Below are 12711 nucleotides of genomic sequence, written 5' to 3'. Positions count from 1 at the left end.
CCGGATGGAATCTTCTGGAGATTTTCTAGCTGGGATGCGGTTGATCGGGAAGTCCGGTCGGCCACTTTGGAAGCACATTTCGCGTCTCTTGCCCTAGGATCCGCGCCGAAACCGCCATGGAGCCCGCACGATGTCCCTTCTCGAAAAGTTCGAACGCTATCCCCTCACCTTCGGCCCGACGCCGATCGAGCACCTGCCGCGGCTGTCGGCGGCCATCGGTGCCGACGTCGAGATCTGGGCCAAGCGCGACGACTGCAATTCCGGCCTCGCGATGGGCGGCAACAAGCTGCGCAAGCTCGAATACATCGTGCCGGACGCCATCGCGTCGGGCGCCGACACGCTGGTGTCGATCGGCGGCGTCCAGTCCAACCACACCCGCATGGTCGCCGCGACCGCGGCCAAGATCGGCATGAAGTGCGTCGTCATCCAGGAGAAGTGGGTGCCGCACTACGACGCCGTCTACGACCGCGTCGGCAACATCCTGATGACCCGCCTGATGGGCGCCGATTCGCGCCTCGTCGACGACGGATTCGACATCGGCATCCGCAAGAGCTGGGAGGACGCCATCCAGTCGGTGAAGGATGCGGGCGGCAAGCCCTATCCGATCCCGGCCGGCGCCTCGGTGCACAAGTTCGGCGCGCTCGGCTATGTCGGCTTCGCCGAGGAGGTGGCCGAGCAGGAGAAGGCGCTCGGCTTCACCTTCGACTACGTCATCGTCTGCGTCGTCACCGGCTCCACCCAGGCCGGCATGATCGTCGGCTTCGCCGCCCAGGACCGCGCCGACCGCGTCATCGGCATCGACGCCTCCGGCACGGTGGCGCAGACGCGGGCGCAGGTGCGGTCGATCGTCGACAATACGGCCGGACTGGTCGGGCTCGGCCGCGCCGTGCGCGAGGACGAGATCGTCATCAATCCCGACTACGCCTATCCCGCCTACGGCGTGCCGTCGGAGGAGACCAACGAGGCCATCCGGCTCGCCGCCCGCACCGAGGCGATGATCACCGACCCCGTCTACGAAGGCAAGTCGATGCAGGGCATGATCGATCTGGCGCGAAAAGGCTTCTTCCCGAAGGGCTCGCGCGTCCTCTACGCCCATCTCGGCGGCGCGCCGGCCATCAACGGCTACAGCTACTACTACCGCGAAGGCTGAGGCCCCTCGCCCGGCCGTCCGGGCACGGTCGGGCGATCCGCCCGCGCGGACCCGCCGGCAGGGCGGCCCGCCCGCCCGCTACTCCGCCGCGATCCGGCGCGCTTCGGCGGACGTCGTCTCGACGTCGGCGATCATGCCGCCCGCCGCCAGCAGTTCGGCGAAGCGGCCGCCGCGGGCCGCAAGCTCGGTGTAGGTCCCGGTCTCGGCGACGCGGCCGTTCTCCAGGAAGACGATGCGGTCGGCATTGCGGATGGTCGACAGGCGGTGGGCGATGATGAAGGTGGTGCGGCCGCGCCGCAGCCCGTCGATCGCCTGGCGCACCTTCTCCTCGGTCTCCACGTCGAGCGCGCTTGTCGCCTCGTCGAGCACGAGGATCGGCGCATCCTTCAGCACGGCGCGCGCGATGGCGATGCGCTGGCGCTCGCCGCCCGACAGGCGGTTGCCGCGCTCGCCGGCCAGCGTGTCGTAGCCCTCCGTCTTCTGCAGGATGAAGTCGTGCGCGGCCGCCGCGGCCGCCGCGCCATGCACCTCCTCGTGGCTCGCGCCCTCCCGGCCGAAGCGGATGTTGGCCTCGATCGAGCGGTCGAACAGGCCGGCGTCCTGGTAGACGGTCGCGATCTGGCGGCGCAGCGAGGCGCGGGTGACGGTGGCGATGTCGATGCCGTCGACGAGGATGGCGCCCGACTGCGGGTCGCGTACCCGCTGCAGCAGACCGATCAGCGTCGACTTGCCCGAGCCCGTCGGCCCGACGATCGCCACCGTCTGACCCGCCGCCACGTCGAAGGTCACGTCCTCCACGCCCGCTCCGGATCCCGGGAAGCGGAAGCTCACCTGCCGGAACGAAACGTCCCCGCGCACCTTCTCGAGCTCCACCGCGCCGGTCGGCTCGTCACGCAGCTCGGCCGCGTCCTCCATGCGGAAGAAGTCCTCCAGCTTGGCGCGCGCCTCGAAGATCTGGGTGAAGAAGGCGGTGATCTGGTCGAGCCGGCCGATCAGCAGCGTGGCGAAGCCGGTGAAGGCGATCAGGTCGCCGACGCGCAGTTCGCCGCGCTCCACCAGGACGGCGCCGATCAGGATCACCGCGATCATCGACAGCGTCGCCGCGAAGCGGTTGAGCGCGCTCGCCAGCGCCCACCAGTCGAGCACCGGGTTCTGCGCGGAGATGAGGGCGGCGGCGTAGTCGCGCAGCAGCCGCGCCTCGTCGGCCACCCGCCCGTAGCCCTGCACCACGGCGACGTTGCCGACCGAATCGGCGACGTGCGAGAAGACTCGGTGGTAGTGGCGCTCCACGCTCGCCTGGCCCTGCCGGGTGCGCGCCATCACGAGCCGGTTGATGGCGACGTAGAGCACGCCGAGAACCAGCAGCACCAGGAACATGCGCCTGTCGAGCGAGAACGCCGTCGGCACCAGGAGCACCAGCGACACGGCGGTGGCCATGTGCTGGCGCATGAATTCGAGCCACAGCGTGAACATCGCCTCCAGCGCCCGCAGCAGCGTGTGCTGCGACACCGAGGTGCCGCGTGCCTGGTGCCAGGCGAGCGGCATCGCCATCAGCCGCTCGTAGGCCTCCGTCATCACGACAGCGCGGCGCTTGTGGGCGAGCCGGTCGGCGCTGCGGGCGACGAGCACGAAGGCGACGATGTTGAAGACGCCGAGACCGGCCCACAGCGCGACGGACTGGCCGACGCCCTGCTTGCTGGTCACCGCGTCGACGATCCGGCCGAAGGCGATCGGCTCGATGATGGCGACGGCCGCCAGCACCACGTTGGCCGCGCAGATCAGCGCCACCTTGCCGCGCTCGGCGGCAAGCAGGCGCAGCGTCCGCCAGTAGATCTGGAAGAGCGACATGGTCAGGACCTCATGCCGCCTTCGGGGGCGCAGGAAGGAAGGCGCCGGCGAAGGACGATGCCTCCATCAGTGCCCGGCCATCGGACGGGGCCACCACCACCGTGACGAGGTGATCGCCCTCGGCGGTCACCGGGAAGCTGCCGTCCGTCTCCGCGCCGTCGACCGTGACCGACGCAACCGCGCCCCGCCGCACCTCGATGCGCCACGTCGCCGCGCCGAGCCGCAGCACCGCCTCGAAGCCGTTCCAGGCCGGCGGCAGGGCGGGCGCGACGGTGACGCGGTCGCCCGTGCGCCGGATGCCGAGGATGCCCTCGACGGCGGCGCGGTAGAGCCAGCCGGCCGAGCCGGTGTACCAGGACCAGCCGCCGCGTCCGTCGCGACCCGGCCCGGAATGGACGTCGGCGGCCACCACGTAGGGCTCGACCCGGTAGCGTTCGGCCGCCTGAGCGTCGAGCGCATGGTTCACCGGATTGAGCATCGAGAACAGCCGGTAGGCGTCCTGCGCCTGCCCGAGCCCAGCCAGCGCCAGCACCAGCCAGGCGGCCGCGTGGGTGTACTGACCGCCGTTCTCGCGCACGCCCGGCGGGTAGGCGCGGATGTAGCCGGGATCGCGGCCGCCCTCCGCGAAGGGCGGATCGAACAGCTTCACCACCCCGGCCTGCGGATCGACCAGCTGGCGCAGCGCCGACGCGACGGCCATGCGGCCGCGCTCCTCGCTCGCCCCGCCCGACAGCACCGCCCAGGACTGGGCGATGGAATCGATCCGGCATTCGTCCGACAGGTGCGAGCCGAGCGGCGTGCCGTCGTCATAGGTGGCACGACGGTACCATTCGCCGTCCCAGGCCTCGGTCTCGAGCGCGGTCCGGAGCTTTTCGGCATGGGCCGACCATTCCTGCGCACGCTGCGGATCGCTGCGGGCGACGAGCGGCGCGAAGTCGCGCAGCGCCTTGAACAGGAACCAGCCGAGCCAGACGCTCTCGCCGCGGCCGTCCTCGCCGACGCGGTTCATGCCGTCGTTCCAGTCGCCGCCGAGGATCAGCGGCAGGCCGGAGGCGCCGGTGCGCGCGATCGCGAGATCCAGCGCCCGGATGCAGTGCTCGCGCACGGTGGCACGGCCGGTCGAGACCTCCGGCAGGAAGAAGGCGTCGTGTTCGCCCGGCTTCAGCGCCGCCCCTTCGAGGAAGGGCGTCGTTTCGTCGAGGATCGACGCGTCGCCCGTCACCTCCACGTAGCGCGCGACGGCATGGGCGAGCCACACCACGTCGTCGGCGATGCGCGTGCGCACGCCGGGTCCGTTCGGCAGCCACCAATGCTGCACGTCGCCTTCGGGGAACTGCCGGGAGGCGGCGTTGAGGATCTGCGCGCGCGCCAGCGAGGGATCGTGCAGCAAAAGCGCCAGCGTGTCCTGCAGCTGGTCGCGGAAGCCGTAGGCGCCGCTCGACTGGTAGAAGGCCGAGCGGGCCCGCACCCGGCACGCCAGCACCTGATAGGCGAGCCAGTGGTTGACGATGTGGTCGAAGGACGGGTCGGGAGTCGCCACCGACAGGGTCCGGCCGAAGCCGTCCCACTCGCCGCGGACCCGCCGTTCCCGCTCCTGCGGCGTCGTCGCGCGGTGCCGGCGCACGAGGTCGAGCGCGGCCGCGCGCGAACCGGCGTCGCCGAGCAGGAAGGTCGCGTGCAGCGTCTCGCCGGGGGCCACCTCGACGTCGCGGGCCACGACCGCGCAGGGATCGCGGCCGGCCTCGACCGGGCCCGACGGCAGGGCGCCGGCCAGCACCATGTCGGGGAACCGCACGTCGCCGCGGCCGAGGAATTCGGCACGGTCACAGCCGAGCGCCACGTCCGTGGCGTCGCTGCAGAGGAAGGACACGCGGTCGCTGTAGTCGATGCTGAACGGATTGCGCGCGGTCAGCACCCCCTCGGCGCGCTCGACCCCGGGCAGGATCATGGCGGCGGTGCGCGCGCGGCCGTTGCCCAGCACCCACTCCGCATAGGCGTAGAGCCGCAGCCGAACCGGCTCCGTCCCGCCATTGGTGATGGCGAGCGTCGAGGCCTTCACCGGATCGGCCGGGTCGACGAGCTGGGTCAGCGCGACGTCGAGGGTCCCCTGCCGTCGCGAGAAGCGCGAGAGGCCCTGCGTGTGGCGCGCGACATAGGCCGCCTGCGGATCGCGCAGCACGGCGGCGGTCGGCGCGAAGGCCTCGCCCGTGTCGCGGTCGACGATGTAGAAGCCCTCGCCAGGACGGTCGGCGACCGGGTCGTTCGACCAGGGCGTGATCTGGAAGTCGCGGCTGTTGCGGCTCCACGTCGAGGATGCGCCCTCGGCCGAGACCTGGAAGCCGAAGGCGTCGTTGGCCACCACGTTGATCCAGGGCTGCGGCGTCCAGCGGTCGCCGTCGAGATGCACGACGTAGTCCCGCCCGTCCTCGTCGAAACCGCCGAAGCCGTTCCAGAAATCGAGCGTCTCGGACAGTTCGGAGGCGCGGTTCGCGCCGGCGTCCGGCACCAGCCCGGCCTCGCGGCGCGGCACTGCCAGCACCGGCCGCTGGCGCGCATGCTCCATGGCCAGCGTCTCGGCGCGCTCCAGCTGCTGGAAGACGGTGCCGTTGCGGGCGTTGAGCAGCACCCGCGCCGCCGCCACGATGGTCTTCAGCGTCTCCGCCTCCAGCCGGTCGGCGCGCAGGGCGAAGATGTGGTGGCGGCCGCCGTCGGCGCCCTGGCGCAGCCGCTCGGCCGAGCAGAGCCGTTCGAGTTCCTGCTGGAAGTCCTGCGCGTAGCTCGGCAGTTCCTCGTTGAGGACGACGAGATCGAAGATCACGCCGCGCGCCCGCAGATAGCCGTGCAGCCGGAGCGTCGTGGCCACCGGCTCGACGTCGTCGGGTCCGCTGACGCGCAGCACGACGATCGGATGGTCGCCGGAGATCGAGGCCGGCCACAGCAGCGACTGCGAGCCCAGCCCTTCCGCGATCACCTCCGGGGCCGCGCGCAGTTCAGGATTGGCGAAGTGCAGGAAGCCCGCGAGACGCTGGGCGCCGGCCGCCTCGATGAGCGTGAGGCCGTGATGGCGGGTCTGGATCTGCGACCGGGTCCAGGCATGCGCCGCCTGGCGGTCGAACGCCTCCTGGTCCTCGAGCCGCAGCGCCATGTCGTCGGCTTCGGCGCGCGTGGGCGCGACGACGGTCCAGAAGGTGACGACCGTCTTCTTGCCGGCCGGCACCCTCACGCGGCAGCGCAGCGCCGCGACCGGGTCGAGCACGTGGCCCTCCCCGCCCGAGAGGGACGCACCCGGCTGCATGGCGGCCGGATCGGCGATGCTGCGGCCGCGGCCGATGAAGGCGCGCCGGTCCGTCTCGGCCTGCCGGTCGAGCACGATGCCCGGCTCGGCGGTCGCGAAATGCACCATCACCGGCGCGCGCTCGCCCGGCGAGCGGGGATTGCGCGTGGCGTGCAGCCTGCTGCGGTCGGCCGACAGTTCCGTCCGCACGAACATCTTGGAGAAGGCGGGATGCGAGGCGTCGCCCGACCGGTCGCCGAGCACGATTTCGGCGAAGGAGGTCAGGTCGATCAGCTTCTCCTCGGGACCGTCGTTGACGAGCGTGACGCGGCGCGCCTCGCCGTCGACGTCGCTGAGCACGATCACCTCGACCTCGGAGCGGAAGGTGCCGATCCACTTGCGGAAGGTCGCGCGATCGTCGGCCAGGATGGTCTCCGCGCGCTCGTCCGTATGCGCCTTCGGCGCGCCGGTGGCCGACCACCATTCGCCCGAGGCCGCGTCGGTCACGAAGACGAAGCTGCCGGACCGGTCCTCGGACGGATCGCCCGCCCAGCGCGTCACCGCCACGTCGCCGCACCGGCTGTAGCCCGTGCCCTGCGCGGTGACGAAGACGCCGTAGCGGCCGTTCGACAGGACGCTCGCCGAATGGCGCGCCACGGCCGGCTCGGCGAAGCGGCGCAGGTCGGCGCCGCGGCCTGCGCTCGCGGACTTGATCCGGGTCGGCGCCTCTTCCTCGCTGCCGACCACGTTGATGATCTGGCGCGGCGCCTTCTCCTGCAGGAGCAGCTCGGCCGCCTCGATCAGCGGATCGGCATGGAAGCGGTCGCGCATGCGGCCGTTCATGATGGCGTTGCCGATGGCAACCACCGACATGCCCTGGTGATGTGCCATGTAGTTGCGCACCGTCACGTGGGTCTTGCCGGCCGGCAGCCGCTCGGGCGTGAAGTCGACGGCGTCGACGTAGCCATAGGCGCCGAGCGCGCCGAGGCGGCGCAGTTCGGCAAGGTTGGCGGCCGCCTTCGCGGGCTCGAACTGGGCGGCGAGGAAGCTCGCATAGGGCGCCACCACCATGTTGTCGGCGAGCCCGCGCTTCAGGCCCAGGCCCGGTACGCCGAAAGCCTGGTACTGGTAGTTCATGTCCTGGTCGCGGGCGCTGTAGGCCGCTTCCGAGATGCCCCACGGCACGCCGTTCGACCGCCCGTAGGAGATGTGACGGCGGATGGCGAGGTTGCTCGACTGGTTGAGCAGTCCGCCGAGCGGCTCCTTCATCACCAGCGGCGGCATCAGATATTCGAACATCGAGCCGGACCACGAGACGAGCGCGCCGCGCAGCGCGATCTCGGTCAGCGGCCGGCCGAGCCGGAACCAGTGCTCCGTCGGCAGGTCGCCCTTGGCGATGCCGAACAGGCTGGTCAGGCGGGCCTCGGAGGCGAGCAGGTCGTAGCAGGCCTCGTCCAGTTCCTGGTCCTCGACCCGGTAGCCGATCGACAGGAGCTTGCGATCCTTGCGCAGCAGGAAGGAGAAGTCCGTCCGCAGCGCGAAGCGGCGGGCGCGGTCGGCGACAGCGAGCAGCCTCGCCCGCAGCTCCGCGATGCCGCGCTCGTCGAGCTCGACGTCGGCCACGTGGGCCGCGCAGGTCGTCTCGAGCGCGATCGCCCAGTCGAGCAGCAGCCGGCTCTTCTGCGACCGCGTCTCCTCGTTCAGCGCGAAGGCGAGCTTGCGGATGTCGGCGGCGATGACCGGCAGGCTGACGATCCCCATCGACGCCGTGGCCGGCTCGGCCAGGATCGAGTCGACCGAGCGGCGCAGGCCCTCCAGCCGGTCGGCGAGACGGTGGCGCATGGCGCGCAGCGAGCGGCGGTCGTCCGGCAGGTCGGCCAGCGTCTCCTCCAGCACCCGCGCCACGTCCGAAATGCCGGCGAGGTCGCCGTGAAGATGGATGGCGAGCGCCTCGGCCCAGCTGCGGTAGGCGGCCGACAGCGTCAGCAGGTGGCCGGCGAGGTTGCCGCTGTCGACGCTCGAGACGTAGCGCGGGGCGAGCGGGACCAGCGTGCGCGTGTCGTACCAGTTGAAGAGATGCCCGCGATGCTGCGGCAGACGCTCCAGCACCGACAGCGTCCGGTCGCCGCGCTCCACGGCCTCGGCCAAGCTGATCCAGCCGAAGTCGCGCGCCGCGATCACCGACAGGAGATACATGCCGACGTTGGTCGGCGACGTCCGTCCCGCGACCACCGGAACGGGTCCTTCCTGGAAATTGTCGGGCGGCAGCATGTTGTGCTCGGCCGTCACGAAGGTCTCGAAGTAGCGCCAGGTCCGGCGGGCGGCGATGCGCAGCTCCGTCGTCACTTCGGGCGACATCGCCAGCCGCTCCTCGCTGACCAGCGGCCGGCTCACCGCCCAGGCGATGACGGGCGACGACAGCCAGAGCAGCGAGAAGGCCGCGGCGAGCCACACGGTCGGTCCGCCGGCGAGCGCGGCCGGCACCAGCGCCAGCGCCACGACGGGGGCCACGCCCCACATGCTCAGTACATGGTAGGCGAGACCGCCCTTGGCCGTGCGCGCCGTCTGCGAGGCGGTGCGCCACTCGAGCAGGCGGCGGCGGCTCACGCCCATGCGGTAGGCCGTGCGCAGGATGGCGTCGGCCATCGAGCTCGCCTGGTGGGCGGCGAAGGCGACCGACAGCACGACCTGGCCGGTGGCGGAAAGGAAGTCGCCGGTGGCCGCGCGGGCATGGCCGCGATAGGAGGTCTGGCGCGGCCGCACGATCAGCGCCCGGATGACGTCGACCGTCGGCGCGAAGAACAGGCACAGCATCAGCACGGCCTGCCACAGCAGCGCCTCGCGCAGCGGCAGCAGCGCCCAGGCGGCCGACGACGCGCCGATCCAGGCGACCGGCATCAGCGAGCGTCGCAGATTGTCGACCATCTTCCAGCGCGACAGGCCGGGAATGCCCGACGACGGCGCCACGAGCAGCGGCAGCAGCTGCCAGTCGCCGCGGGTCCAGCGGTGATGGCGCGCGACGTCGACCGAATAGCGGGTGGGATAGTCCTCGACGAGTTCGACGTCGCTGGCGAAGCCCGCATTGGCCCAGGCGCCTTCGAGAAGGTCGTGGCTCAGCACCGTACCTTCCTCGATCCGTCCTTCGAGCACCATGCGCATGGCGTCGACGTGGTAGAGGCCCTTGCCGGTGAAGCTGCCGCTCTCGAAGACGTCCTGGTAGACGTTGGAGACCGCGAAGACGTAGGGGTCCATGCCGCGGTTGGCCGAGAAGACGCGCTGGAACAGCGAGGCCTCGTCGCCCGTCGTCAGCGAGGGGGTGACGCGCGGCTGCAGGATGGCGTGGCCGGAGACCACGCGCCGGCGGGCGGCGTCCACCACCGGCCGGTTCAGCGGATGCTGCATCTTGCCGACCAGCCGGCGCACCGCGTCGCGGGTCATGCGCGTGTCGGCGTCGAGCGTCATGACGTAGCGCACGTCGGTCGGCAGCAACGGGTCGTGCGGCAGATAGGTGGTGTGGGCGTCGCCGCGCAGCAGCGCGTTCAGCTCTTCCAGCTTGCCGCGCTTGCGCTCCCAGCCCATCCAGCAGCCCTCGCCCGCGCTCCAGACGCGGCGGCGGTGCAGCAGGAAGAAGCGCGGCGCGCCCTCGCGGGGGTGCTTGCGGTTCAGCTCGGCCACCCGCTCGCGCGCCAGGTCGAGCAGTTCGGCGTCGCCCTCGGCCTGCTCGACGCGCGCGTCGGGCCAGTCCGACAGGATGGCGAAGTGGATCTCGCCCTCCATGTTCGACAGATAGTGGACCTCGAGGTTGCGCACCGCCTCGTCGATCTCGTCGCGCGTGCCGATCAGCGTCGGAACGACGACGAGGGTGCGCGCGTCGGCCGGCACGCCGGCCTTGTACTCGTAGCCCACCAGGCTGCGCGGCGGGGCCAGCAGCGCGGCCAGCGCGTTGAACAGGCCGAGCGCGGCCTCGCTGGCGGGGAAGGCGAACAGGGCCAGCATCAGCGCCAGCGCGCCGCCGGCGACGCCGATGCGGTCGAGGCCGCCGGCCGCGGCGGCCAGCATGAGCACCATCACGGCCAGCACCGGCACGGTGATGCCGATCCAGCCGGTCCTTGCGTAGAAGCGGCGGAACCGCTTTCCGAGCGGCGAGCCGATGCCGCAGGCGCGCTCGAGCACCGGCCGGTCGCTGCCCACGAGCAGCCGGCCGACGTCGGGGCTGCCGCCCGCGCCGGCGCGCTCGGCCGCCAGCGCCACCGCCCTGGCGGCCACTTCGGCCTCGGCCATCTTGGCCTTCTTCGAAATCACCTCGACGGCGCCGCGATACTGGTCGCGCGAGGCGAAGTCGAGTTCGGCGAAGTCGGTCCCGTCGCGCAGCACCTGGTCGACGGTGCTCAGCGCCTCGAACCAGAGCGTCCAGTCGATGTCGTTGACGCGGCGCAGACCGCGGATGGTGACGCCCGCCGCCGCGTTGCCGGCCGACAGTCGGTTCTGCTCGGCGGCCGCCGCCTGCTCGGGGTCGGTGCCGATCCGCTCCAGCTCCACGCGCAGCCATTCGAGCGCCGCGCTGGCATTGCGGGCGCCGTCGCGGAGCCGGAAGACGATCTGGCTGGAAAAGGCCGTGTCGCGCAGGTTGTCGCGCTTCAGCCGCAGCTGGGCGATCGGATCGCCGTCGGCATCCGACGCAATGCGGTCGGCGAGCAGGTTGGCGACGCGGCGTTCGCGGTAGCTGCGGTAGGTGTCGGCCGCGATGCGGTCGAGGTTCTGCAGCAGCACGTAGCGCAGCAGCGACGGCAGCGCCCAGAGCTCGCCGATGAACAGCGGCTGCACGGTCTGGAAGCCGCGCACGAAGGCCTCGAAGCGAGCCGCGCCGATCACGCCGTCGCCATGGTTGGCGAAGGCCCAGGCGATCGCCAGCGCGCGCGGCGCGGCGCGGCCGTCCGGCAGCGTGCTCTGCGGCAGCTGGCGATAGAACTTCCTGGGAAGGTCGCGGCGCACCTGGCGCACGGCGTCCTCCACCACGTAGGCGTTGTCCAGCAGCCACTGCGCGGCCGGCGGCAGCTGTTCGCCCTCCACGCGCGCCTTGTCGATGGCCTTCACCACGGCGTCGATGCGCCGGGCCGCGCCGAGCGTCTCGGCGCCCACGTCGACGATGCGCGGCGGCGGAAAATCGCCACCCTCCCCCTTCGCCATCGCGGCGCCGAGGGTCTCGAGCTCGATCTCCTCGCGGGTGGGCTGACGGTGAGACGGGCGCCCGGCCTGGGCTTCAGGCCGAGTTTCGGGAAGACGAACCGGGGCGGTCCGAATGGTCATGGATGATGATTCCGCAAGAGGTCGCATCGGCTCCAGTTCGATCTTGGACCGCCGCTAACGGCTATTTAGCGCAGTCCGTTGCGGCGCAACATCGGGACCCTCGACACTAATTGTTTCAGTCCGCTAGGTGCCGTGCACCGCAATATCCATCTCCCGGGGCCGGAGTCGGCGGCAGTGTCGGGCACCGCGCCTGCTTGCGCCGGCCGCTTTTCCTCGCAGCAGGGAGCCGCTAGTGCTTGCGGTTGCCGCGCCCGAGCCAGAGGAGACCGCCATGGCACGCCCCTTCCATCTCGTCGACGTCTTCGGCGTCGGCCCCTTTTCCGGCAATCCGCTGGCCGTCGTGGCGGAGGCCGGCGGCCTCGCCACCGAGGAGATGCAGGCGATCGCGCGCTGGACGAACCTCTCCGAGACGGCCTTCCTGCTGCCCCCCACCCACGCGGACGCCGACTACCGTGTGCGCATCTTCACGCTGTCGCGCGAACTCCCCTTCGCCGGACATCCGACGCTCGGCAGCTGCCATGCCTGGCTCACCGGCGGCGGCCGGCCGCGGCGACCGGGCCTCATGATCCAGGAATGCGGCGCCGGGCTGGTGCGCGTGCGGGAGGCGGACGGGCTGCTCTCCTTCGCCGCGCCGCCGCTGATCCGCTCCGGCCCTGTCGCGGCCGACGATCTCGCCGACGCGCTCGCGATGCTGCGGATCGACCCCGCCGCCGTCGTCGAGGCGCGCTGGATCGACAACGGACCCGGCTGGATGGGCATCATGCTCGCCTCCGCCGCGGCAGTCCTCGCCGTCGAACCCGCCGGCCACCACCCGCGCCCGATCGACGTCGGGCTCGTCGGGCCGCATCCGCGCGGCGCCGAAGCCGCCTTCGAGCTGCGCGCCCTGTTCACGGGTCCGACGGGCACGATCGTCGAGGATCCCGTCACCGGCAGCCTCAACGCGTCGGTCGGCCAGTGGCTGTTCGAGAGCGGCAGAGCCCGGGACGGCTATGTCGCCGCACAGGGCACCCGGCTCGGGCGCACCGGCCGGATCCGGGTCAGCCGCGACGGCGACGGGACCGTCTGGGTCGGCGGCCGGACCAGGACGCAGTTTTCCGGGCGGGAGGGCTAGCGCCTGCAGCCGACGGCGCGG

At 71.6% G+C, this 12711-nt stretch carries 4 protein-coding genes; 2 read left to right on the top strand and 2 right to left on the bottom strand.

Translation table 11 applies throughout. The features are described 5' to 3' along the window. The first annotated feature begins 130 nt into the window (after positions 1-130). Positions 131-1150 carry a 1-aminocyclopropane-1-carboxylate deaminase gene (locus IAI54_RS02645; protein ID WP_187970881.1) on the top strand — a complete coding sequence of 340 codons (1020 nt, stop codon included), beginning with the start codon at positions 131-133 and terminating at the stop codon, positions 1148-1150. A gap of 78 nt (positions 1151-1228) precedes the next feature. On the opposite strand, the gene IAI54_RS02640 is transcribed toward IAI54_RS02645, so the two are convergent. Together IAI54_RS02640 and IAI54_RS02635 are read right to left on the bottom strand one after the other, a co-directional pair. Beyond that, the gene (locus IAI54_RS02640; protein ID WP_187970880.1) at positions 1229-2998 is read right to left on the bottom strand and encodes a glucan ABC transporter ATP-binding protein/ permease; all 1770 of its coding nucleotides are present in this window, start codon (positions 2996-2998) and stop codon (positions 1229-1231) included. Positions 2999-3008: 10 nt separating this feature from the next. Then, positions 3009-11579 carry a glycoside hydrolase family 94 protein gene (locus IAI54_RS02635; RefSeq protein ID WP_187970879.1) on the bottom strand — a complete coding sequence of 2857 codons (8571 nt, stop codon included), beginning with the start codon at positions 11577-11579 and terminating at the stop codon, positions 3009-3011. A 271-nt stretch (positions 11580-11850) separates the two neighbouring features. Between IAI54_RS02635 and IAI54_RS02630 the strand changes: the two genes are divergently transcribed. Beyond that, positions 11851-12690 carry a PhzF family phenazine biosynthesis protein gene (locus IAI54_RS02630; RefSeq protein WP_187970878.1) on the top strand — a complete coding sequence of 280 codons (840 nt, stop codon included), beginning with the start codon at positions 11851-11853 and terminating at the stop codon, positions 12688-12690. Positions 12691-12711: the final 21 nt, after the last annotated feature.

Origin of the sequence: Aquibium microcysteis, assembly GCF_014495845.1 — a bacterium.
Lineage (GTDB): Bacteria > Pseudomonadota > Alphaproteobacteria > Rhizobiales > Rhizobiaceae > Aquibium > Aquibium microcysteis.
This window is presented reverse-complemented; position numbering and strand designations above follow the sequence as displayed.